Raw genomic sequence first — 22,733 nt, 5'->3', positions numbered from 1 at the left:
GCCCTAATTCTCCGGCAGCCCCGCCTTCGTCATGCCTTCCGCCATCGTCTCGCGGAACCGGCTGACGTCGCGCAGCGAAGGAAGCGCGATGTATTTGGCGATCGTGTAGTCGGGCTGAATGGCGAGAAACCGCTCGGCCGCCCAATGGGCGGTCTTCATGTCGTCGTTCATGGCGGCCCAGGCCGCCAACTGACGATAGGCCCAGGTCACGTTCGTATGGCGCGTGACCACGTCCCGGGCGATCGCGACCGCCTCGGAAAACCGGCCGGCGAGCGCGTGGGCAGCCCCGAGCCCCATGCGCATGTTGAACAGGAAGGGATCGAGCGGGCTCAGCCGTATCGCCCGCTCGAACCGCTCCTGCGCCTCGGCAGCCTCGTCCCGGTAGACGCCGACCCAGCCGAACCGGGTCCAGGCCCAGGCATTGTTCGGATCGAGTGCGAGCGCGCTCTCGATCAGCGCTGCCGCCCTTTGCTGATCGCCAGAAAGGCTGACCGCTGCCCCGCAGGCGGTCAGCGCCGTCGGGTCGTCCTCGATAAGGCCTGATGCCCGATCGACGGCATCAAGCGTCGCCTGCAACTCGGCAGCCTGGTTCGGCGACCAGAGATAGGTGATGTTCAGCGCGTGGCACCAGGCAAGCAGCGCATGTGCGCGGCCATATTTCGGGTCGAGTTTGAGCGCTTCCTCGAGCGTCTTCATCGCCTCCGCGATTGCTACGGCATTCTGGCCCCAGAGCTTTGGGAAGGCACGCATCACCAGGTCGTACGCCCTGAGATTCGCGGGCGGCTTGCGCGTCGCGGATTCAATCTCCGCGTGGCGCACGGCCGGATGGATGGCTCCGGCGACCTGGGCGGCGATGCGGTCCTGGAACTCGAACAGATCCGCGCTCACCCCCTCGTAACGATCCGACCACAATTGCTTGCGCGACTCCGCGTCGACCAGTTGCACGGAGATGCGCAGACGGTCGCCACCGCGCCGAACCGTGCCCTCCACCACGTAGGTCACACCGAGCTCGGCCCCGACCTCGCGCACATCGATGAAGCGGCCCTTGTAGGTGAAGGCCGATTGGCGGGCGATCACGAAGAAATCCCGAACGCGCGACAGCGCCGCCGTGATCTCCTCGACGACGCCATCGACGAAATAGTCGTCCTCTTCGCTGCTCAGATTATCGAACGGCATGACGACGACGGAGGGCTGCTCCCTTTCGCGGGGCACCGCAACCGGCGTGTCACTTTTCACAGCGGCGGATGACTCCGGCGGCGGCGCTTCCGGGGGCGTCTCGATCAGCGCCCGTGTCGTCGCTTCCGGCTCGACGCCGAGTTCGCGCCCTAGCGCTTCGCGGCAGAGGAGATATTGCCGCATGGCGGCATTGGCTTGTCCGCGATGCTGATAGATCCGGATCATGGCGCGGTGCGCTTCCTCGGCGGCGGGTTCGGAGGCCAGCAGCCGTTCCGCCAGGCGCTCGCAGACCTGCTCGCCCGCCACGTCGCCGCCAGCGTTCAGCTCACGGCTCAACCGATCAACGAGCTGCAACGCCTTCTGCCGGTAGTTGCCACGGTCCGGTTGGAACCATTGTTCGAGCTCGTCGGGAATCGAGGTCTCGGAGAGGAGATCGCCGCGGTAAAGCTCGGCCGCGGCCGCAAGGCTACGGACCCCGCCCTGCTCGATCAGGTGATCGAAGACCCAAAGGTCGGCCTCGCCGGAGGCGGCGGCGAGCCTGACCGTCTCGAGGTCGGACTCGATCTCGATCGCAGTACTGTTGCCGGCCGGGAAAGCGCGCCGGATGTCGACGAGCGCTTGGCGCAGGCTATTGCGCGCCTGAGCCTCGCCACGTCCCGGCCAGAAGCCATCGGCCAGCAGGGCGCGTCGCACGCCGCGACGGCCCGCCAGGACCAGGGCGGCAAAGACGAGCGCGGTCTTGCGCGTCGTGAACCGAACCGGTTGATCCGACGACGAAAAGACGGAGAGCTCCCCGAGCAACCGAATGCGCATGCGCTGGCTCCACTTGAGAAAAATACGAGCCACGTTAGCATTGATTACGCTCGATTTAACGCAGATTTAGCGCTTGTCCCCTTCGGCCTCACCCGCATTTCACAGCCGCCTGAACAGCGGTAAAACGCGGCCATGGCAAGGTCCCTTCATCAGTTCGAAGATGGAGGCCGAAATGGCTACCGCAGAATACCACTCCGGATACGCAGGCCACACCGGAGATTTCGTCCACGCTCTCGCAGAACGGTTCGCAAGCGTTGGGGCCGCCTTTGCCAAGCGGCATCGGCATGCGCAAACACTGAGAGCGCTCGAAAGCCTCAGCCGCGACGAGCTCAAAGACATCGGCTATCCGGTAGACGCGCTAGAAGCGAAGCCCGTGATCGAGATCAAGGCGGGCGTGATGACCACCCTGTTGTCCATGCGGTGAGTTTGGCGCGGGTTAATGCATGTCGCCCAAAGGTGTGAAACGATTTCGGGACAATGACATGCATAAAAGCAATGACCTAAGCGCGTCGCACGCGTCCGGTTGAACGCGACGCGCTTCAGGCCCTACGCCGCTTGAGCGACATAGGAGGCCAGCAATCCGCCCCAGCCAGAATCGAGCATGCCGCGCACATCCTGCGCCTTGGCGCCGTAATTGGCGAGTTCGCGATGTTCGAGGACGACTGTCGTTTCATTCTCGCTTTTCGCTTCGAACAGAACTTCCACTTCGGTGTGGAGGGCGGGATCAAAGTCGAAATCGGCGTTGAGCTGCCAGGCGAAGAGGATGCGGTTCGGCCGGTCGCAGGCAATCACGCGGCCCCAGTCCCGCTCCTCGCCGGCATTGCCGATCTCATACCACCGGCCACCGGCAACCGCCTCGACCACCACCGTCTTCTGGCCGGATTCGGTCAGGCTATGGTCCTTGATCCACCAGCTTCCCATGCCATTGACGAAGATTTCAAAGGCCTTTTCCGCTGATGCGCGGACGGTGACGGACTTGCGGATCGGAGCCGGCTCGATCGTGTGCATGATGCTTTCCTCCCATTGCATCTTTGATTTGACAGATGTCTTCAGGAATCGTCCGCTGTCTCGACCGCGGCCTTGAAGGCGGCAAGCTGTTCGGTCCAGAAGCGGTCGAGCCACGCCCGGAGCGGTCCTAGCCCCTCCGGATCGATCGAATAGATCCGGCGCGCACCCGAACGCTCGTCACGTACAAGCTGTGCTTCCTTCAGAACTTTCAGGTGCTGCGAAATCGCCGGCTGCGACACCGGCATCACCCGCGCCAGCTCCGCGACCGACTGCCGCTGTCCCGCAACACGCTCGAAAATCGCACGCCGGGTCGGGTCGGCAAGGGCCGCGAACAATCTATTTTCATAAGTCATGGCTTATTATAAGCTGCGACTTATGTCTGTCAATCTGGAGAATCGAAGCGACAGTCCCGGAAAAACGAAGCGCCGCGCATCCGATCGAACACGCGGCGCCCCGAACGACGCTTCCATGAGTTGAATGGGTCTATTGCATCTGCAGTTCGGCAAAGGCGGCACGCACATGATCAGCGACCGCCAGCACCGGAGCCGGCGCATCCTCGATGACCTTGAGCCCGATGTCGTAGTGGCCGAGATCCGGCAGACCGTCGTGTTCGCCAAGTTGGACCATCTCGCCTCGCACGAGATAGCGCGGCAGCGGCGCAATGGCGAGGCCGGCAAGCACAGCCGCCCGCTGACCGGTGGTGTAGGCGCTCAGGAACGCAACGCGGAACTTGCGCCCAGCCCGGGAAAGCTTCTCGACCGCATCGGCACGCCAGACGCAGCCATCTTCCCACATCGAAACCGGTAGCGGATCGCGCAGATGCGCATTGCCGCATTTCGCGCCCGCCCAGACGAGCTTTTCCTGCATCAGGATTTCCGTGTCCTTCGGCACATCGTCCGTCAGGCTGTTGAAGATGGCGATGTCCAGCCGGTGCTCGTCCACGCGCTTGCGCATGGCGTTGCTCATGCCGATCGAGACGTCGACGGTAACGTTCGGGTAGGATTCGGCAAAGCGCTTCAACACGTCAGGCAGGATCCGCTCGCCGACGTCCTCCGGCGCACCGACCCTGACCACACCGTTCATGTCGGGCAGAAGGAAGCGCGACACCGTTTCATTGTTGAGCGACAGGAGCCGGCGGGCAAAGCCGAGCAGCAGTTCCCCCTTCGGCGTCAGCGACACCGAGCGCGCATCACGCAGAAAAAGCGTACAGCCGAGTAGTTCCTCCAGCTTCTTGATCTGCATCGAGACGGCCGACGGCGTGCGGTAGACCGTCTCCGCCGCGGTGGTGAAGTTGCCGGTTTCGGCGATCGCGACAAAGGTCTTCAGCACATCCATTTCAAGCAGCGGAAGCGCATGGCGCAACATCATGTTCATGGCGGCATCCTCATTCAGAAAATCTGAAAGATAACATGATTTCATTTCGTTTGATTGAACATCAAGCGTGAGCGATAGTCAAGCTGCAAGGAAGATCCAGAGCAGGAAGAACGAAGCGGAGCGGTGTTCCCCGCATCCGCCGAAACTTCAGAGGAACGGATCCCGTTCACGCTCCCGGATTGGCAGCGCGATCTCGAACAGGAGGAAGCTCATGTCCGCGTTGACACTGGTGACTACGCCTTACGACAACGCCACATACATGAAGGCCGACGGGCAGATGGCCGCCGCCACCGTCAAACCAGAAACGGTCGTTCGGCTTCAACCGGAAACCACGGCGCTTGCCTCGGGCGATGAGGACATGGTCCTCGCCATCCTGTCGCGCGCCCGGTCCTTCATCGACCGGATCGCCACAAGGCGGCGCGCCAACAACATCGCCAGGAATCGGGTGGAAACCCGCCGTGAATTGGCGAGACTTCCAGCGAGGGTCAGAAATGACCTGTTACTCGCGGAACAACAGCCGGCGCCGCTTTCGGATAGTGTTGTTGCGTGAGGCGGCAACCGATCACCATGTTTGATGGAAAACATCAAACATATTCGTTTGAATGATGAATTGGGTTGCGCCATATCTACCATCATGGTCGCGACCTTTTGAGAAGCTCAGAAGGAACCAGAAATGTCTACGAACCAGTTTTCATCGTCATCGAGCCACGGGCTGTCCGCCCTGCCCGGCCTCTTCAACCTGCGCGCCCGCGCCTGGGCCGCCTGGAAGCGGCACCGCAATGAAGTCGTTCTGGAAAGCCTGTCCTACGACACGCTGAAGGATATCGGCTTCCCGTCCGCGGACGACGAGGTGCACGAGTCCCATAAGGCGGAACAATGACCGACGACACCAAATCTCCCCCCGCCCGATGTCGGGCAAGACTTGACCTCTAAAGGGCATTCCCTAAACGGAATGCCCTTTTTCTTTGCGCGGGTCGCAAACGATCTTCAGTCATGCAGACGGGCAACGATCTCCGGCGACAGTTCTCTGATCAGTTTTCTCCGGATGGCCGCCGCAAAATCGGCATCCGGATGATGCCGCGTGATCGCGTCGCTCAGACGGCCGGGCCGAACTCCACCCGGTTGCGGCCACCTTCCTTGGCCCGGTAGAGGGCGATGTCAGCCTGCTTCAGAGCCACGGCGAGGTCGACGATGCCGTGATGCCAGTGCCCGCCGACGCTGGTGGTGATCGTGATTTGCCTGCCGTCGACCTCGACGCCGGCTCCCTGGACTTTCTGGCGTATGCGCTCAGCCAGAAGCCTCGCGTTGCCGAGTTCCGTGTTGGGCAGGAATACGACGAACTCCTCGCCGCCTATTCTGGCAACGACATCGCCTTGCCGCACCGTCTCGTTCAGCAGGCGGCCGACGGATTGCAGCACGATGTCGCCGATATCGTGGCCATTGGCGTCGTTGACATCTTTGAAATGGTCGAGATCGACCACCAGCAGGGCCGAACCAGTGCGGTTACGCTCCTGCACCTGGCGTTCGTACCGCTCCTGGAAGCTGCGCCGGTTCAGAAGGCCGGTCAGCGGATCGGTCTTCGCTTCGTTGCTGAGCCTCGACTCGCGCGCCGCATGCCGCCGTTCCCTTTCGATGAAGCTGCCGAGAACGACCGCGCCCAGAAGATTGAAGCCAATGCTGAAGAGGCCGATCTCCGACAGAAGTTTCATGCGCACATCCGCGGGCAGCAGCACTATCCCGAGCAGACTCAAGGAGATCATCGCGCCGAGCGCAAGGAAGCTTACGAGGGTGCTGTTTAAGCGCGACCGCACCGATTGCTCCCACGCAGCTCCCATCAGATACGCAATCATCATCGATGCCAGCCCCGCCGGAATCCCGACGCCGCCGGCTTGGACGCGAACGATCGCCGCTGTGACCAGGGTTGCCGAAGCGCCGAGCGGTCCAAAGAAGGCGCAAGCGCAGCCGATGATGAGGTTGCGTGCGTCGACCAACACGCCGGAGCCGATATGGATCGGCTGGAGAACCGCGATCGCCGCAGCACCGCCGAACAGCACGCCCATGACGGCCTTGCGGAGTGCATCGGTCATGCGCCGGCGCAGCAACGAGCCGTAGAAAATGGCCAGCAACGCCATCACACCCAGACTGTTGAGAAAATGCATCGTACCGTTCACAAGCGTCTTCCCTAGCACGGGATGAGGAAAAGTGTGTCCGGTTTTCCGCCCGTATCACGCGCTACTTATTAGAATCGATCACGTTTATGATTAGGTCGATCGGACCTAAAATCATCGTGATCTAGAGCGACTTGGTACGTTCGATAAACTAACGGATGCTTGCGTTCCAGATGCAACTTCCTGCGACTTCCCGCCACAGCTTGGCACAACCCGCGGTCGCGCAGGACAGGTGGCCGCCGCGGCCTGCCGCCAACCAGGCCCGACGGCGGGCCGATGTCACGCTGCCTGGCGTTCGACTTCGACCGTCACATGGGAAAGTTCGTGCAGGTGCGCGAGCTTGTCGCGGTAGAGCGACGGGCTTTGCGGGTTCTTCGTCACCAGCGAGACGATGGCGCCGTGATGGCCGGGCCCAAGTTGCCAGACGTGAAGGTCGATGATGCGGTCGCCGTCCTTCTCGATCGCGGCGCGGATCTCCTCCGGCAGGTCCTCGCCGGCCGGAATGTAGTCGAGAAGAACGCTGCCGGCATCTCGGATCAGGCCGGCGGACCAGCGGGCAATCACCAGGGCGCCGACAACACCCATCAACGGGTCGAGCCAGATCCAGCCATAGACGCTTCCCGCCGTCAGCGCGACGATCGCCAGGACCGAGGTCAGCGCATCCGCGAGCACATGCAGATAGGCGGCGCGCAGATTGTTGTCACGAGCGTGGACGGCCGCGTCGTGCCCATGATGATGATCGTGGTGGTGGTGGTGGTGGTGGTGGTCGTGACCGTGATGGTGATGCCCGTGATCGTCGGCGAGCAGCCAGGCGCTGGCGAGATTGACGGCAAGGCCGAGCACGGCGACGGAAATCGCCTGCGGAAAACTGATTGCAACCGGGTTCAGCAGGCGGAGAAGGCTTTCCCAGCCGATCAACAGCGCGATCAGCGCCAGCACGATCGCGCTCGCAAAGCCGGCGAGATCGCCGAGTTTGCCGGTGCCGAAGGTGAAACGGCGGTTGCGGGCGTTACGTCGGGCATAGAGATAGGCGAGCGCCGCAATCAGCATGGCGGCGGCATGGGTGGACATATGCCAACCGTCGGCGACGAGCGCCATGGAGCCGTAATAGGTGCCCGCCGCGATTTCCGCCACCATCATCGCTGCCGTCAGCGCAATGACGAACCAGGTGCGGCGCTCGTTGCGCTGGTGATTGTCGCCGAGAAAGACATGATCATGCCCGGTCGAGCCGGAAGCGTAGGTCTTGCTCATTTCAGGTATCTCCTGACGACTTCTATCAGTTCGTCGGCGCCCTGCATGCGGGCGCGCTGTTCCTGCACCAGGTCGCCGCCCGTCCCCGGGGCGGCAACATGCTCGCGAATATGATCCTCGATCAATTCGACAGTGAGGCCCTGGACGGCGCCGCGCACGGAGGCCACCAGATTGAGAACTTCTCCACAGGGCCGTTCGCCCTCGAGCGCACGTTCGATCGCCTCCATCTGTCCCTTGAGGCGACGGACGCGGGCGAGCAGCTTGGCTTGGTTGCGTATCGTATGCATAGCATAGGGGAGTACCCTATATCTGCCCGACAATCAAGCGGCTCCACTTACCTCCGGAAGCCCGAAGGTCCGCGGCGCAACTTTGTAGCCCCATGAGCCTTGTCAGATACCGACACCGCCGACACCTCCTTTGTTGAGGTCGCAATCGGCAACACCACAACCAAGAGACGTAGACGCAAACGCTACTCATCCAGAACGGCTTTTGCCAGATTGCGCCACACGCTCCGGCCATTCTGTCGCTTTTTCACAAACTTGCCGGAAAGCCGCCCGAAATCGCCGGATTGCTGCCATGTCGCAATAAGAAATACCTTTCCAGTCGCGGCTTTCCATGTCAGTGTCGCAAATTGACAAGCCGATAGCCCCATTCCACGCGACGAATACGGACAGCGTAGAGCCTGGGAGGACTCATGAACAAACCGTTGACCAAAAAGCGTTCGCTCGTTTTCTTTCTGGTGCCGAACTTTTCCATGCTGCCCTTCTCGGCGGCGATCGAAACGCTCCGCATCGCCAACCGGATGCTCGGTTACGAGGCCTATACCTGGCGCCTCGCCTCGACCGATGGTCAGAAGGTCTTTTCCTCCGCCGGCATCGCGCTCGAGGTCAACACCTCGCTTGCCGACGAGCGCAAGTTCCTCGCCGGAGAAAACCGTCCCTCCATGGTACTCGTCTGTTCGGGCGTATATGTAGAGGACTTCCAGAACAAGTCGGTCAATGCCTGGCTGCGTGAGGTCTATAACCGTGGCATCGCCGTTGGCAGCCTCTGTACCGGCGCCCATGTACTGGCATCAGCCGGGCTCTTGACTGGCAAGCGCTGCGCCATCCATTGGGAGAACCTGCCGGGCTTTTCCGAAAGCTTTCCGCAGGCCGAGGTCTATGCCGACCTCTACGAGATCGACAGCAACATCTATACATGCGCCGGCGGCACCGCCTCGCTGGACATGATGCTGAACCTGATCGACCAGGATTTCGGCGAAAACCTCGTCAACAGGGTCTGCGAGCAGGCGCTGACCGACCGGGTGCGCGGGCCGCACGACCGCCAGCGCCTACCGCTCCGGGCCCGCCTCGGCGTGCAGAATTCGAAGGTCCTGTCGATCATCGAACTCATGGAAAGCAACCTCGCCGAGCCACTGTCGCTCTTGGAGATCGCCGAGAACGCCGATCTTTCGCGTCGCCAGATCGAACGGCTTTTCCGCCAGGAAATGGGTCGCTCGCCGGCGCGCTACTATCTGGAGATCCGGCTCGACCGCGCCCGTCACCTCCTGATCCAATCGTCGATGCCGGTGGTGGAAGTGGCCGTCGCCTGTGGCTTCGTCTCGGCCTCGCACTTCTCCAAGTGTTATCGCGAACTCTACAACCGCTCGCCCCAGCAGGAGCGCGCCGAGCGCAAGCTGACGCTGCAGATGGCGCGGTAAATCTGCGACACTATCCCATAAATCTCGCAGGCGGCGATCTCTTTTAGATAAGGAGGTCGCCGTAATCTATTGAACGACCGCGTTATTTCGCTCGTTGCGGCGAACGGCGGCAAAAGCAGAGATCCATTAAGATTATTTTAATCCGCCACTTCTCCTGCCGGCTGACCCCGTCTATGCTCGTATGACGCGAAAGGCGTTCGCCGATCGCTTCTGATTCCAGATCCCACGAGGAATGCATGTCCGGCCATATTTTGTCTGCGGGGTTCGCCGCAGGAGTGCTGTTTTTGTGCGCCAGCGGAGCGCGGGCCGGCGACCTCGCAGGTGAAAACACCAGCAACTGGTCCGGCTGCTATGTCGGCGCCCATGCGGGTTACGCCCGCGCGGAGGCAGAGGCGACGGATTCGCCCTTTGCGCAAGGCCCCTTCGCCGGAACGGGCACCTCCTGGAACAGCCTCAGCGGCCCATACGAAGTGATCGAAAGCGACGACCAAGGCGCGATCGGCGGCGTCGAGGCCGGATGCGACCGGCAGGTGGACGTCGACGGCCTGTCGCTGGTGTTCGGTGGCGCGATCGATTTCAGCATGATGGATCTCAGCGCCGGCGGCACATCAAAGATCGTCGAGGACACGCGGACGAGCTTCGATACCGATTGGGCCGCCACCGCGCGCCTGCGCGCCGGCATCGCCGCAGAGGATCTACTCTTCTACGTGACCGGCGGTCTGGCGGTGGCCGATATCGACGTGCGCGCCTTCGACAACCAGACGTTCCCGACGATCGGGCTCATGGATGTCTCCAGCAGCGGGGTCAAGGCGGGCTGGGTAGCGGGCGCCGGCGCGGAATGGCAGCTCGCTCCGAACTGGTCCGCTTCTCTCGAGTATCTTCACTACGATTTCGACGATGTCACCGCGACCGGCGCAGCGGCCGACCCGGTCGGCGCGTTCCCGCGCTTCGAAAACGACCTCGATTTCGACGTCGTGCGCGTCGGTATCCGGTGGCGGCTTTAATTTTTTTTCGGTGACGGAAGGGGCCGTCAGCGATTCCTGGGGCGGGAGACGCGAAGGCGAAGGCATTCGCAAAATATATACAGAAACAAAAAATCTTATTGAAACAAGTTATTACAGTGATTTTTTCGCGCGCTTCGTAGGCGATCGGCACTGTAGATCGACAATCAGCCTGTGGGTCCAGCCGGAGCATCGAAGGTCCGGGCTCAACCATCATCCACAGCCGACATTCATTTGGCTGTCACTGGGCAGATCGGTGGACCATCGCAGGAGTGCAAACATGGTGCAGACATTGGTCGACTTTTCCGCCGGGCAGATCACCGACGGATCGGCAGGCGGGGCCGATAATACCCTTAGCGCCGGCGGGCTGGTTTTCACGATTACGGCTCAGGGCAACTGGAGCGCCAATTTCGACAACGGCCGGTTCAACTTCACCGAGGACCCGGCCTTTGGCGATGAGCAGTTCACAATCACTGTGACCAGCACAACAGGCGCAAAGCTCGACTTTTACGACTACCAGATCAGCGTGAATTCTGATCCGCTCGTCGGCAACGGCGGCATCTGGCCGCCCTCATTGGACGTCGACGGGACAACGTGGTCCGTCGATAGTTTACATGGCGACGGTATCGGACCTTACTACTACCGGGCGATTTTCGCCGGCAACGTTCCTGCGGTCAGCCCCGCACCGTCCCTCACCATCGAAGATGTCATCATTCCGGACACCCCTCCGACAGGCACGATGACGTTCTGGCTCGATAACATTACAGTCGAGTTCGCCAACCAGCGCCCGGTCGCAACGACCTCAATCGGCACATCTTCCTTCACGGAAGGCAACAATACGGTGTCGACGCCGATTGCCGTGGATAGCGGCATAACTGTCAGCGACGGCGACAATAGCACCCTTGCCTCGGCCACCGTCTCCATCACGGGCAACTTCCAATCCGGCCAGGATGTCCTCTCCTTCATCAATTCAAGCGCGGCGACCTTCGGCAACATCGCGGGGTCCTTCAACGCCGTGACCGGCGTCATGACGCTGACCTCCGCCGGCGGCTTGGCCACGCTGGCGCAGTGGCAGTCCGCGTTACGGGCGGTGACCTACACCAACACATCGGAAAGCCCAAACACAGCGACGCGAACCGTCTCCTTCATTGTCAACGACGGCAGCGACAGCAGCACCGTCGTAACCAAGACCGTGAACGTCAACGCCGTCGATGACGCGCCCGTTGTGAGCACGTCAGGCGGCAGCACGGCGTTTACCGAGGGCAATAACACCACGTCGACACCGGTCGCGATCGATGCCGGATTGACGATCACCGACGCCGACAACGCAACCCTGACATCGGCCACGGTCACCATCACCGGCAATTTCCACGGCGGCGAGGATATTCTCACCTTCACCAATTCGAGTTCGGCGATCTTCGGCAACATAACGGCGTCCTATAACAGCAACACCGGCGTGCTTATGCTGACGTCCGGCGGCGGCTCGGCCACCTTGGCGCAATGGCAGGCGGCACTGCGCGCCGTCACCTACGCCAACAGTTCCGACACACCTGACATGTCAAACCGGACGGTTGCCTTTACGACGAACGACGGAAGCCTGAACAGTTCCACGGTCACCAAGACTGTGACGGTTGCCTCGACCAACGACGCTCCGGTCGTGACGACATCCGGCGGGAGCAGCGCGTTCACCGAAGGCGGTTCGACAGTCGCGATCGACGGCGGCGTCACGCTCTCCGACGCCGACAACACCACCCTCGCCTCCGCCACGGTGGCCATTACAGGCAATTTCCAGTCCAGCCAGGATGTTCTCGCCTTCGCGAATGACGGCAGCACGATGGGCAACATCACGGCGTCCTACAATTCCGTAACCGGCGTCCTGACGCTGACCTCCGCCGGCGGAATCGCGACGCTGGCCGAGTGGCAGGCCGCGCTGCGCTCTGTCACCTATGCGAACACGTCCGAAGCACCCGATGCTGCGACCCGCACAATCAGCTTCGTGACCAACGACGGCAGCTCGAGCGGCACGGCCGGCACCAAGACCGTCACTGTGACGGCGGTCAACGACGCGCCGGTCAACCACGTACCGGGACAACAGGTGATCGACGCGGATTCGACGCTTGTCTTCAGCACCGGTAATGGCAATGGGGTCACGGTGTCCGACGTCGACACCGGCAGCGGCACCGTGCAGGTAACGCTGACGGCAAGCCACGGCTTGATCTCGCTTTCCGCCACCACGGGGCTGAGTTTTGTCGTTGGCGATGGCCTTGGCGATGCCGTGATGACCTTCACGGGAACTGTTGCTGACGTCAACGCAGCGCTGACCGGCATGGTGTTCCAGCCGACGGCAGGCTACTCCGGCCCAGCCTCGCTGCAGATCATTACGAACGATCTGGGCCTCGCCGGATCCGGCGGTGCACAAACCGATACAGACACGATTGCCATCAATGTCGGGCTGACGGAAGTGATCAGCGTCGGTGTTGCCAATGCCAACGGCGCTTACCGCACGGGCGACACGATCTCCGTTACGGTCACCTTCGACAGCACCGTTACGGTCGACACGACCAACGGGACTCCGACGCTTCTGCTCGAAACCGGCGCCATTGATCGCAACGCCGCCTATGTGTCCGGCTCTGGCTCGAACACGCTCACCTTCAGTTACACGGTGCAAGCCGGCGATCAAAGCGCTGATCTCGACTATGCCTCGATCGCTGCGCTGGTGCTCAACAGTGCGACCATCAAGGATGCAAACGGCAACGATGTGGTGCTGACATTGCCGACGGTCGGCGGTGCAGACTCGATCGCCGGACAGAAAGACATCGTCATTGACGGTGTGGCCCCCTCGGTGACAAGCGTCGCCGTCCCGCCGAGCGGCACTTATTTGAACGGCGACAATCTCGCCTTCACGGTCAATTTCCAGGATGCGGTCCTGGTCGGCACGGCCGGCGGCACCCCGCGCATCGCCGTCACGCTCGACACCGGCGGCACGGTCTATGCCAATTATGCCGGCGGCAGCGGCACTAATGCGCTGGTCTTCCAGGTGACGGTGGTCGACGACCAGCGGGACACAAACGGCATCACTCTCGGGTCAACGGTTCTTCTCAACGGCGGCACGATCCGCGACATCGCCGGAAACAACGCGGTGCTGACGCTGAACAACGTCGCATCGACCGCATCGGTGCTTGTCGACGGCATCGTCAACGACGCCCCGCTCCTCACCGGCGACCTGAGGGCAACCGTCACCGAAGGCGGCAGCTACACGCTTGTTGCGGCGGACCTCGGCTTTACCGACCCCGACGACTCTGCTGCGGATGTCACCTTCAGCGTCTCTAGCGTCGCCAATGGCACCGTGCTCGTCAACGGCGTCGCGGCAACGCGCTTCACCGGCACACAGCTTGCAGCGGGCGTCGTCAGCTTCCGCCACAACGGCTCGGACACGACCTCGGCTTCCTTCAAGGTCTTCGTGGAGGATGGCAACGAGGATCTGTCCGCGCCTGTTCCCGGCACATTCAACTTCACCGTCAGCGCCGTCAACGACGCGCCGACGCTGACGCTGACACAGCGTCTCTTCACGCTTGCGGAAAACGCCTCAACCACGACAGAGCGGAAAGTGGCCGATCTTCTCGTCTCGGATGATGGGCTCGGCAGCAATGTCGTCACGCTCGCCGGCGCCGATTCCTCGCTCTTTGCCGTTCATGACAACGCACTATGGCTGAAGGCCGGAGCACGGCTCGATTTCGAGACCAACCCCTTCCTCGATGTGAGCGTGTTGGTCGATGACAAGACAATCGCGACCGGCGCCGAGGCGACGAAAACGGTGCGGGTCTCCCTCACCGATGCAGTCGAGCGCTACATCGGCAGTTCCGGCGCCAACACGTTGACGGGCACGTCGGCCGCCAGCGAATATTTCGACGGCGGCGCCGGCAATGACACGATCAACGGCGGAGCGGGCAAGGACACGATCGTCGGTGGACTCGGCGCCGACCGGCTGACCGGCGGCGCTGGTAACGACACCTTCATCTTCAACCTGATCGACGACTCTGCGAAGGGCTACTCCGGCTACGTCAACAACGTCGCCTATGGTCCGGCCTCGGGCGCCGGCTATCGCGATATCATCACCGACTTCGGCAATGGCGACGATGTGATCAGCCTCACTGCAATCGATGCCAATACCGGGCTTGCCGGCAACCAGGCCTTCACCTGGCGCGGTACCGGCGAGTTCACGCGCAAGGCCGGAGAGCTCATATACAAGACCTTCGATGTCACCGGCACCGCCAACGACAAGACAATCGTCTACGGTGACGTCACCGGCGACGGCCGCGCCGACTTTCAGATCGAGCTTTCCGGGATCAAGGTGCTCGTTGCGGGCGACTTCCTTCTTTGACATCCTTGGGGCGGGCTTGCCCGCCCCAATCACGGTGACAGTCTGCATAGTGAAGTGAAACACGTACGCAACATCGCCCTCACGCGACGAGCTTAAGACGCCAGTACATCCAAAAGCGTCAGTTCCGACATCACCCGGTTCCGCCCGGCATGTTTGGCCATGTAGAGGAACTGGTCGGCCGCGTGCAGGTAGTTGTCGAAGGCTTCCTGGGCCTCGATGGTCGCCAGGCCGATCGAGATTGTGATCGTCAGTTCCTCGTCGTCTGCGACTATTTTCGACCTCTCCAGTTCAAGCCGCAGCCGCTCGCAGAAGTCATAGGCGCGGCGCGCGTCCAGCCCATTGAAGAGAATGCCGAATTCCTCACCCCCGAGGCGCGCCAGTAGATGCTCCTCTCCGACAATTGCTTTCAGTCGCCGCGCCACGTGTTTCAGCACGATGTCGCCGATCTCGTGACCATAGGTGTCGTTGAGGCGCTTGAAATGGTCGATGTCGAGAACGGCAATCGAGGTGCGCTCGCCGCGCCTCAGGCATTGCTCGACGAGCCGGGGACCCGTGAGGAAGAAGTGACGGCGGTTGTAGATGTTCGTCAGATAGTCGCTCGCCGCCAGGCGCCGCAGCGCCTGCAAGCGCTTCTGCATGGCGGCCGCCTGCCCTACCCGGGCGCTGAATTCCGCCTCGACGAATGGCTTGTGGATGAAATCCACCCCGCCCGCCTCCAGGAAACGTGCTGCCAGACGGGCGTCGCCGTGATCGGAGAGGCCGATCACCGGAGCGGCCTCCTCGCCCTGTCGGCTGCGGATTTCGGCGATCAGCCCTGCGCCGGTCATGTCGTTGAGGTCGGTATCCGTGACGATGAGATCGATTGCCTCGCCCGCATCGAGCAGTCGCAACGCCTCCCCAGCCACGGACGCCTCTACGACCGAGAAGCGCTGTCGGCGCAAAAGCTCGGCGAGATCGCAGCGCGACGCCTTGTTGGGATCGATGAGCAGCACCGTCGTTCGGCCGTCTGTCAGCGCCCGGTCGACGGCGGCGATCAGGCGCTCGATCGATTGCGGTTCGTGCTTGACGATGCAGCCCAGCACGTCCTTGCCCAGGATCTGCTCGCGCGTCCCGTCATTGAAAGCACCGGTAAACACGATCGCCGGTACGTTGCTGGCGAGCACGAAATCGAGCCCCTCGCAGTTCGGCGCGTCGGGCAGGTTGAGATCGACCACTGCCAGCGAGAATTCGTCGGACCCGGCGGCTAGCTCGGCCTTTACCGCTTCGAGTGTGCCGCAATGCGTTACCCGCGCGCCAAGCGTGCTTTCCAGGCCGTACTTCAACGCCGTCGCGAACATGCGCGTATCTTCGACGAGCAGCAACCGCTTGTCGCGATGCTTCAGCACGCTGTTCGCCTGCCCCGACGTGCGACGTAGCCTCACGGTCCCAGCAACCCCATCCCTACAGCACCGTTATCTCGCCCCCAAGACGCCGGATCACTGCAACCAATTGAATTCACGCATGTTTCCTGATTTTCCGCACTTAAGACGTCTCCGGCTCAAGCAATCATTCAGTGATTCATGCAGTGGCCGCAGGCGTGCTTCCCGAAGACGGCGCTGGCCAAAATCAATTGCCCCGGTATCCGCTCACCTGCCGAGTTGGTATTCGACAGTGTCCATCACCGGGCTTCCCCTTTTCTTATTTTAATGGATTGAAAGGCCTGCCGGTTGCGATTCCGTTAACAGAGCAACCTGCAGTCCCGAAATCCACAGCACGCGGCTCGCTGCTGCGAAACTCCAAGATCGGCATCAAGCCGGGATTTTCATCGCTCCGCTCAGCGTGCGGATCTTCGTCAGCGTGTCGAGGTTCTGGTTGACGCGGCAATAGAATTCCTCGTTGACGAAGGGACGCACGACAAAATCATTGCCGCCGGCCTTGAGGAATCGCGCGGAGAGCAGCCGGTTCGTAGAGGACGAGACGCCGATGATGCGCAACTGATGCGGGCCGTGAGCAGCCCGGATCCGGCGCGTCAGCTCGAAACCGTCGATGTCCGGCATGTTGTAGTCGGTGATGACAAGCGCGATGTCAGGATGGTTCTTCAGGATTTCGAGCGCAGCGGCACCGCTCTCGGCCGAGCTGGTGCGGAAATTGTAGCGTTTGAGCTGCGTCGTCAAAAGCGCTCGCGCCGTCGGGCTGTCGTCGACGATCAGCACGTGATGTTTTTGGTTGGTCAAGAAGCGGCAGACAGACTCCGCCAGCATGTCGACGGCGAAGACGCTGTCCTTGATGACGTAATCGACGATGTCCTTGGCCAGGATGGCCTCGCGCGTGCTCTCCTGGAATGAGCCGGTGAAGACGATCGTCGGCACGCTCATTTCGATCAGATAATTCAAAGCCTCGCCGTTTTCGGCACCGGGCAGGTTGATGTTCGAGATCGCCAGCGAAGCAGGAAAGGAGGCGTTCTCAACGGCGAACTGCAGATCCTCGTAGTCGCGGCAGACGATCACGTCGATGTCGAACAGCTCCTTCAGCCGCTTAGAAACCATCGATGCAAAGAGGTTTGAGTCCTCGGCAAGCACGATGCGGTGTTCGCCAAGGGATTCGCCGGAATAGTACATTCCGGAAACGCCGAAAAATGACATTGATCGCCTATGAGAAAGAGTGTCCCCGGGACGCATGCTAGGGGGAAAAGACTTTATTGCGTGTTAATGCCGATCGTTCGCCGTTCCCCTCTCCGAAAGCATAACTCGCCTCCACCTTCGTGACAGTGAGTACCACCGTAGCCATATGCATCAGAACGAATATATGAATTTTCTCATCTGCCACTCTGGATCAGGATAGGCTGCGGTCGTTCTCGAAGCCGTATGTGGAAAGTCGGAGAGAACAATGTCGTCAACCGGAGAGCAGCACCCGCAACTCAATCGGGCGAGACGTCACTTCCTCGGTCTGGCCGCCGCAACAGTCGCCAGAATTGCGGCAATGGGCACTCTCGCCGTGACGACTTTCTTTCCGTTTTCGACGGCCCGGGCCCAGACGGCAAAACCGGGAAAGGGACCGAAACCGGGGAACAATCCCGGTCAAGGCCCCAAATGTCTTCTCCGCGGCACTTCCATCCTGACCCCGACAGGCGAAGTCACGATCGAAGACCTTCGGATCGGCGATCTCGTGGAAACGGTGCGAGGCGAAACACGCACGATCAAATGGATCGGCCGCCATGTCTACAGGCGCAGCGGGCCCAGCTGGAACGATAGCGTCGTGCCGATCCGTATCTGTCGGCACGCCCTCGATGAGCACACGCCGCATCGGGACCTCTATCTCTCCGCTGGCCACGCCCTGCTCATCGATGGCGTCCTCATCAGGGTGCAGGATCTCATCAATGGAACGTCGATTGCACCCGCCCTTCCTGTGGCGCAGCGCGAGATCGAGTATTTCCATATCGCGCTCGATACGCATGAAGTGATCCTGGCAGAGGGCGCCCCGGTGGAAACTCTCCTTATCGAGGCCGGCATCCACGAGAGTTTCACCAATTTCGCCGAGTTCGCGCGGCTCTATCCCGACCCGCAGCCCCAGAAGCCCTTTGCGCCGACTGTCGGCTATGGCGGCCGGGCGCATCTGAAGGCGCTGCTGCGCCTTGCAGTCCGCCGCTTCGCTCGGGTGCGTGTGCCCATTGAAGAGGCCTATGAGAGAATTGCCGCGCGCGGCGAGCAGCTCGTCGGCTGATCGGACGCGCGGCAAGGTCATCGCCATCTAAGCGAACACTATGTCGTCCGCCGAGAGGTCCGACAGCGAAACGTTGTCGAGGAAGAGCCCGAAGCTGCTCGACCCGTTGAAGGCGATGTAGAGCCCGTCTCCGGTCTCGGTCGCCGCCGCAACGAGGTCGGCGAAGCTGTCGATCCCCGTGGCCGTGGATGCGTGGCCGATGAACCGCAGCACGTCGCCGCCGTCGGCGTCGAAGTCGGTGATGTGGTCGATTCCGTCGCGGGAGAGCGTATCGGACGACCACAGAAATGCATCGGCACCAGCACCGCCCGTCATCACGTCGTTGCCTTCACCGCCCCACAGGAGGTCGTTGCCCGCCCCGCCGTCGAGGCGGTCGTTGCCGTCGTTGCCCGTGAGGTCGTCGTTGCCTGCGAGCGTGCGTATCGCATCGTCGGCCGCGCCGCCTGCAACCTTGAATGTCTCGATGCCGCTGAAAATCAGCGTCGTGCCGAGCATGCCCGTCGCGGCATCAAAATTGGTCACGCCTGGGAGCGGGGCGGTGACGTGGAGCATGTCGTTTCCGGCGCCGCCATTGATGATACCGGAGGGAGCGCTCACCAGGATCAGATCATCGCCGGCACCGCCGTCGATGATCGTCTCGCCGTCGTTGAAACTCGTTCCCGCATCGTAGATCTCATCGTTGCCGGCACCGCCCATCAGCACATCATTGCCGCCGACGCTGATCAGGATATCGTCCCCGGCGCCGCCATAAAGGGCGTCATCACCGCCTCCCGACGACATGTAGTCCCTGCCGCTGCTGCCGAGCACGTAGTTGTCGCCCTCGCCCATGTGGGCGCTCAGTGAGGACAAATTGCCGGCGATCAGCGTATCGTTGCCACTGCCGAGATCCACGCTGGCGACCTCGATGCCGCTGATCAGCGTACCGGTCGAGGCAAACCCCTGCGCGAAATCGACGGTCACGTCCTCCGTCCTTCCTTCGTCGGACAGCGTAAGCGTATCCCGCCCGTTGCCGCCGTCGATCACCGCCGAGGAAAGCGTGGTGACGATGTTGTCGCTGTCGTCCCCGGCGAAGATGCGGTTTGCGCCACTCGTGTCGACAATGATGTCGCCGCCGCTACCCGTGTCGATCGTGTCGTCGCCGAACATGCTGGTGCCGTCGTCGAGGTCGGTGCCATAAGGACCGATAATGTCGTTTCCGGCGCCGGTCGAGAGAACGTCGTCGGAGGCGGCCCCGAAGATCCGGTCGTCGCCGCTTCCGGTGGTCAGCACGAGCCGCTCGATGCGGTTGAAGAAGATGTGTTCCCAATTCGACCTGTCGTCGTAGCCGATGATCCCATGACCGTGTTCGCCGCTAAACCTGACGGCGGTATTGACGTTGGAAAGATCGATCGCGAGCGTATCGAAGCCGACACCGCCGGTCACTGCGCCGCCGGTGCCAACCAGGGCGATCTGGTCGTCACCCTCGCCACCATCGAGGCGATCGTAGCCATCCCTGCTGGTCAGGCGATCATCTCCCGCGCCACCGTCGACCAGATCGTCACCATCACCCGCATCGATCTCATCGGCGCCGGTCAGGCCCCAGATTCGATCCTTCTCTTCAGTTCCCAGTAACGCGTCATTTTCGGCATTGCCCACGATGGTGGTCATGTTGCGCTCTCCCAGCCCAAATATAACCGCGAGAGCTCATTACCGTATTCTCAGTTGAAACGCTATACGGAATCGAGAAATACCATTGAAATACAACAACATAATTACTTTACTTCAAATTTGTAATTAGTATCATGCAATATATACTTATCGAGCCGCCCCGGTATCGTCGCGCACGCAAGAGCACCGTGGACAGCAAGATTTCCGGAGCAGCGTTTTTGGCGAAGTGTGCGTGGTGCGCCGATCAAATCGCCTGACCACGCGGCGAATTCCGTATAGAATAGCGCAATGAATGAAGCCCAGACTCTATTCGATGCGCTGCGCCAGTCGGTGAAGCCGGAGATTGTCGAGGCCTTTGAGCGGTTGGTGCGGGATGCTCCCGACCGCAAGCTTTGCCGCGTCAACGCGCTCGCCTTTGCAAAAGCCGAAGGGCTCGACGAGGAGCAGACGATCGCGGGCTTCCTGCATGCGTCGCACCACGGCATCTTCGAATTGTCATGGAACGTGCTTTGCCCGGGCTGCGGCGGCGTGCTCGACGCCAATACCTCGCTCAAATCCCTGCAGCAGGAGGAATATATCTGCGCGCTCTGTGCTGCCGGCTACGAGCCGACGCTCGACGAAATGGTCGAGGTGACCTTTACGGTGAGCCCGCGGGTACGCCATATAGAGGCGCACAATCCGCACGCATTGCCGCCGGCCGAATATTTCCGCCAGATCTACTGGGGCTCGGGCGTTGACCTGCCAGAGGAAGGTTTTGAGGAGAAGGTCGACGAGTTCATGATCGAGGCGCTGGAATTGCCCCCCGGCGAGAAGGCGGTCATCGCGCTGCAGCTTCCGGCGGAGTTCGTCATCATCTTCGAGCCGGTGACCCATGCGGCGCAGTTCCTGGAGGTCGCCGGGGAGCCGACCAAGGAGCGAAGGAATCTCGCCCTCGTCTTCGACCGCGGTCACCGCCACAACGAAACCTTGCGCCTCCAGCCCGGGCCGCTGAGGATCCAGGTGGAAAACCACGCCGAAGTGCGCACCCTCCCCTCGGTCTGCATCGCGAACGACGTGCTCCACGGCATGCTCGGTCGCCGCCGGCCGTTCCTGACGGCCAAGCGCCTGCTTTCCAACCAGACCTTCCGCGATCTTTACCGCACCGATACGATCGACGTCGACCAGCGGCTGAAGATCACCAGCCTCACCTTTCTCTTCACGGACCTGCGCGGCTCGACCGAGCTATACGAGCGCGTCGGCGACCTCGCGGCCTTCGATCTGGTTAGGACCCACTTCAGTGTCTTGAACGAGATCGTCGCGGCCGAGGCCGGAGCGGTCGTCAAAACGATCGGCGATGCGGTGATGGCGACCTTCCCGACTCCGGACCGGGCAGTCGCGGCGGCGATGCGGATGCGCGATGCGATGCGCGAACTCAACGAAGAACGCGGCAGCGAGGACCTGCTCCTGAAGATCGGCATCCACGAGGGACCGTGCATTGCCGTCAACCTCAACGAACGCCAGGACTATTTCGGCCAGACCGTCAACATCGCCTCGCGCGTCCAGCACCTCGCCACCTCGCGCGAAATCTTCGCCACCGGTTCGGTGGTGGAGGACCCGCGTGCATCCAGCCTCCTCAGCGATCGCGGCGTCAATCCCATGTCGCACAATGTCACGCTTCGCGGCATCACCAACGAGATCAGCATTTTCGCGATCCCATGAACGGGCGTGCGTAGCAGCGTTCATCGCCAATTCAGGCGCCGCCCCTGAATATGGCGGCGACGGAAGGAGAGCGATATGCGCATAGAGCTTGTCCTGCTTGCTGCCGTGGCGATAACTGCCGGCACGGCGTTGGCCGGGAGCCAATCGTCAAATTCGAGTTCGAACAGTTCGTCCAGCAACGGGGTCGTCAGCGAGCGGGTCGTCGAAACCCACTGCGACGATGGCCGCTGTCAGCGCTACCTTCTGCGCCGGCTATATCGTGACGACGAAGGCAAGCGACATTATCCCGAGCGCTACTATGATGGCGATGGCTGAGCTCACGGTCTACCGCGGGCATCAGCTTGACTAGATCGGACCGACCACCACCAAAGCTTCAATGAGGTGCACCATGCGTTCCCGAACAGCCTCATGCTCCTGCGGCCAGCTTCGGATCGACGTTCAGGGCGAACCGCTCGGCGTCGGCGTATGCCACTGCTTCGCCTGCCAGCGCCGGACGGGTAGCGTTTTTGCAGCGCTTGCCGCCTTCGCCGCCCCCTACACTGTCTCCGGCACCGCAACCGAATACGTCCGTACCGGTGATCAAGGTGCGCGATTCAGGTTCCGCTTCTGCCCCGTCTGCGGGACGAATCTCTTCCATACCGAGGAGGGTTACGAGGAATCGTCGGTGGCAGTCGCGGTCGGCGCCCTCGCAGACCCCAGCTTTCCGCCGCCCGAAGACTCGGTCTATGACTGCCGCCGCCATTCCTGGGTACAACTGCCGCCGGGGATAAGGACTTATGAAAAGGACCCGACCTGATTGGGGCAGCCCCCTTGACGGC

At 61.7% G+C, this 22,733-nt stretch carries 20 protein-coding genes; 10 read left to right on the top strand and 10 right to left on the bottom strand.

Translation table 11 applies throughout. The annotated features are described in order from the left end of the window. Nucleotides 1-3: 3 nt before the first annotated feature. Nucleotides 4-1,989, bottom strand: coding sequence for a BTAD domain-containing putative transcriptional regulator (locus GHK62_RS06850; RefSeq protein ID WP_153437560.1), 1,986 nt, complete (start codon nt 1,987-1,989; stop codon nt 4-6). A gap of 172 nt (nt 1,990-2,161) precedes the next feature. Here GHK62_RS06850 and GHK62_RS06845 point away from each other — a divergent pair, with 172 nt between their 5' ends. Continuing rightward, nucleotides 2,162-2,413 carry a YjiS-like domain-containing protein gene (locus tag GHK62_RS06845; protein ID WP_167528170.1) on the top strand — a complete coding sequence of 84 codons (252 nt, stop codon included), beginning with the start codon at nt 2,162-2,164 and terminating at the stop codon, nt 2,411-2,413. A gap of 122 nt (nt 2,414-2,535) precedes the next feature. Here GHK62_RS06845 and GHK62_RS06840 read toward each other — a convergent pair whose 3' ends face one another. From GHK62_RS06840 to GHK62_RS06830, 3 genes are all read right to left on the bottom strand, one after another. Beyond that, complete coding sequence (locus tag GHK62_RS06840; RefSeq protein WP_153437558.1) at nt 2,536-2,997, bottom strand: SRPBCC family protein; 462 nt, start codon at nt 2,995-2,997, stop codon at nt 2,536-2,538. 41 nt (nt 2,998-3,038) lie between these two features. After that, nucleotides 3,039-3,350 carry an ArsR/SmtB family transcription factor gene (locus GHK62_RS06835; RefSeq protein WP_153437557.1) on the bottom strand — a complete coding sequence of 104 codons (312 nt, stop codon included), beginning with the start codon at nt 3,348-3,350 and terminating at the stop codon, nt 3,039-3,041. Nucleotides 3,351-3,480: 130 nt separating this feature from the next. Further along, a complete protein-coding gene (locus GHK62_RS06830; RefSeq protein WP_136506892.1) occupies nt 3,481-4,371 on the bottom strand; it encodes a LysR substrate-binding domain-containing protein in 891 nt (296 codons plus the stop codon). Between the two features lie 211 nt (nt 4,372-4,582). On the opposite strand from GHK62_RS06830, the gene GHK62_RS06825 reads away from it, so the two are divergent. Both GHK62_RS06825 and GHK62_RS06820 read left to right on the top strand, forming a co-directional pair. Then, nucleotides 4,583-4,921, top strand: coding sequence for a hypothetical protein (locus tag GHK62_RS06825; RefSeq protein ID WP_153437556.1), 339 nt, complete (start codon nt 4,583-4,585; stop codon nt 4,919-4,921). A 123-nt stretch (nt 4,922-5,044) separates the two neighbouring features. Beyond that, nucleotides 5,045-5,251: a hypothetical protein gene (locus GHK62_RS06820; protein WP_153437555.1), complete on the top strand. Its 207-nt coding sequence runs from the start codon at nt 5,045-5,047 to the stop codon at nt 5,249-5,251. Between the two features lie 214 nt (nt 5,252-5,465). On the opposite strand, the gene GHK62_RS06815 is transcribed toward GHK62_RS06820, so the two are convergent. The 3 genes from GHK62_RS06815 to GHK62_RS06805 all read right to left on the bottom strand — a co-directional run bounded on the left by GHK62_RS06815 (nt 5,466) and on the right by GHK62_RS06805 (nt 8,077). Next, nucleotides 5,466-6,542, bottom strand: coding sequence for a diguanylate cyclase (locus GHK62_RS06815; RefSeq protein ID WP_153437554.1), 1,077 nt, complete (start codon nt 6,540-6,542; stop codon nt 5,466-5,468). 276 nt (nt 6,543-6,818) lie between these two features. Further along, nucleotides 6,819-7,790, bottom strand: coding sequence for a CDF family Co(II)/Ni(II) efflux transporter DmeF (gene dmeF / locus GHK62_RS06810; protein WP_153437553.1), 972 nt, complete (start codon nt 7,788-7,790; stop codon nt 6,819-6,821). Continuing rightward, the gene (locus tag GHK62_RS06805; RefSeq protein WP_153437585.1) at nt 7,787-8,077 is read right to left on the bottom strand and encodes a metal/formaldehyde-sensitive transcriptional repressor; all 291 of its coding nucleotides are present in this window, start codon (nt 8,075-8,077) and stop codon (nt 7,787-7,789) included. The genes dmeF and GHK62_RS06805 overlap by 4 nt, the downstream gene beginning before the upstream one ends. A 407-nt stretch (nt 8,078-8,484) precedes the next feature. On the opposite strand from GHK62_RS06805, the gene GHK62_RS06800 reads away from it, so the two are divergent. The 3 genes from GHK62_RS06800 to GHK62_RS06790 all read left to right on the top strand — a co-directional run bounded on the left by GHK62_RS06800 (nt 8,485) and on the right by GHK62_RS06790 (nt 14,871). Beyond that, on the top strand, nt 8,485-9,489 hold the full coding sequence (locus GHK62_RS06800) for a GlxA family transcriptional regulator (RefSeq protein ID WP_153437552.1): 1,005 nt from the start codon (nt 8,485-8,487) through the stop codon (nt 9,487-9,489). A 236-nt stretch (nt 9,490-9,725) separates the two neighbouring features. Then, nucleotides 9,726-10,493 carry an outer membrane protein gene (locus GHK62_RS06795; RefSeq protein WP_153437551.1) on the top strand — a complete coding sequence of 256 codons (768 nt, stop codon included), beginning with the start codon at nt 9,726-9,728 and terminating at the stop codon, nt 10,491-10,493. A gap of 277 nt (nt 10,494-10,770) precedes the next feature. Next, entirely contained in the window at nt 10,771-14,871 is a 4,101-nt protein-coding gene (locus GHK62_RS06790; RefSeq protein ID WP_153437550.1) for a beta strand repeat-containing protein, read from the top strand. 92 nt (nt 14,872-14,963) lie between these two features. Here GHK62_RS06790 and GHK62_RS06785 read toward each other — a convergent pair whose 3' ends face one another. Together GHK62_RS06785 and GHK62_RS06780 are read right to left on the bottom strand one after the other, a co-directional pair. Next, entirely contained in the window at nt 14,964-16,256 is a 1,293-nt protein-coding gene (locus GHK62_RS06785) for a GGDEF domain-containing response regulator (protein WP_283064745.1), read from the bottom strand. Between the two features lie 402 nt (nt 16,257-16,658). Continuing rightward, entirely contained in the window at nt 16,659-17,492 is an 834-nt protein-coding gene (locus GHK62_RS06780) for a response regulator (protein WP_153437549.1), read from the bottom strand. Between the two features lie 244 nt (nt 17,493-17,736). Between GHK62_RS06780 and GHK62_RS06775 the strand changes: the two genes are divergently transcribed. Then, complete coding sequence (locus GHK62_RS06775; RefSeq protein WP_153437548.1) at nt 17,737-18,570, top strand: Hint domain-containing protein; 834 nt, start codon at nt 17,737-17,739, stop codon at nt 18,568-18,570. A gap of 27 nt (nt 18,571-18,597) precedes the next feature. Here GHK62_RS06775 and GHK62_RS06770 read toward each other — a convergent pair whose 3' ends face one another. Continuing rightward, entirely contained in the window at nt 18,598-20,217 is a 1,620-nt protein-coding gene (locus GHK62_RS06770) for an SMc04171 family calcium-binding repeat protein (protein ID WP_153437547.1), read from the bottom strand. Between the two features lie 288 nt (nt 20,218-20,505). Here GHK62_RS06770 and GHK62_RS06765 point away from each other — a divergent pair, with 288 nt between their 5' ends. The 3 genes from GHK62_RS06765 to GHK62_RS06755 all read left to right on the top strand — a co-directional run bounded on the left by GHK62_RS06765 (nt 20,506) and on the right by GHK62_RS06755 (nt 22,711). Next, nucleotides 20,506-21,915 carry an adenylate/guanylate cyclase domain-containing protein gene (locus GHK62_RS06765; RefSeq protein ID WP_153437546.1) on the top strand — a complete coding sequence of 470 codons (1,410 nt, stop codon included), beginning with the start codon at nt 20,506-20,508 and terminating at the stop codon, nt 21,913-21,915. 75 nt (nt 21,916-21,990) lie between these two features. Further along, nucleotides 21,991-22,230 carry a hypothetical protein gene (locus GHK62_RS06760; RefSeq protein ID WP_153437545.1) on the top strand — a complete coding sequence of 80 codons (240 nt, stop codon included), beginning with the start codon at nt 21,991-21,993 and terminating at the stop codon, nt 22,228-22,230. Nucleotides 22,231-22,303: 73 nt separating this feature from the next. Next, nucleotides 22,304-22,711, top strand: coding sequence for a GFA family protein (locus tag GHK62_RS06755; protein WP_153437544.1), 408 nt, complete (start codon nt 22,304-22,306; stop codon nt 22,709-22,711). The last annotated feature ends 22 nt before the right edge of the window (nt 22,712-22,733 follow it).

The organism is Sinorhizobium terangae, assembly GCF_009601505.1.
Classification (GTDB): Bacteria; Pseudomonadota; Alphaproteobacteria; order Rhizobiales; family Rhizobiaceae; genus Sinorhizobium; species Sinorhizobium terangae.
The sequence above is the reverse complement of the archived record's forward strand: the minus strand, read 5'-3'. Positions and strand labels throughout refer to the sequence as shown.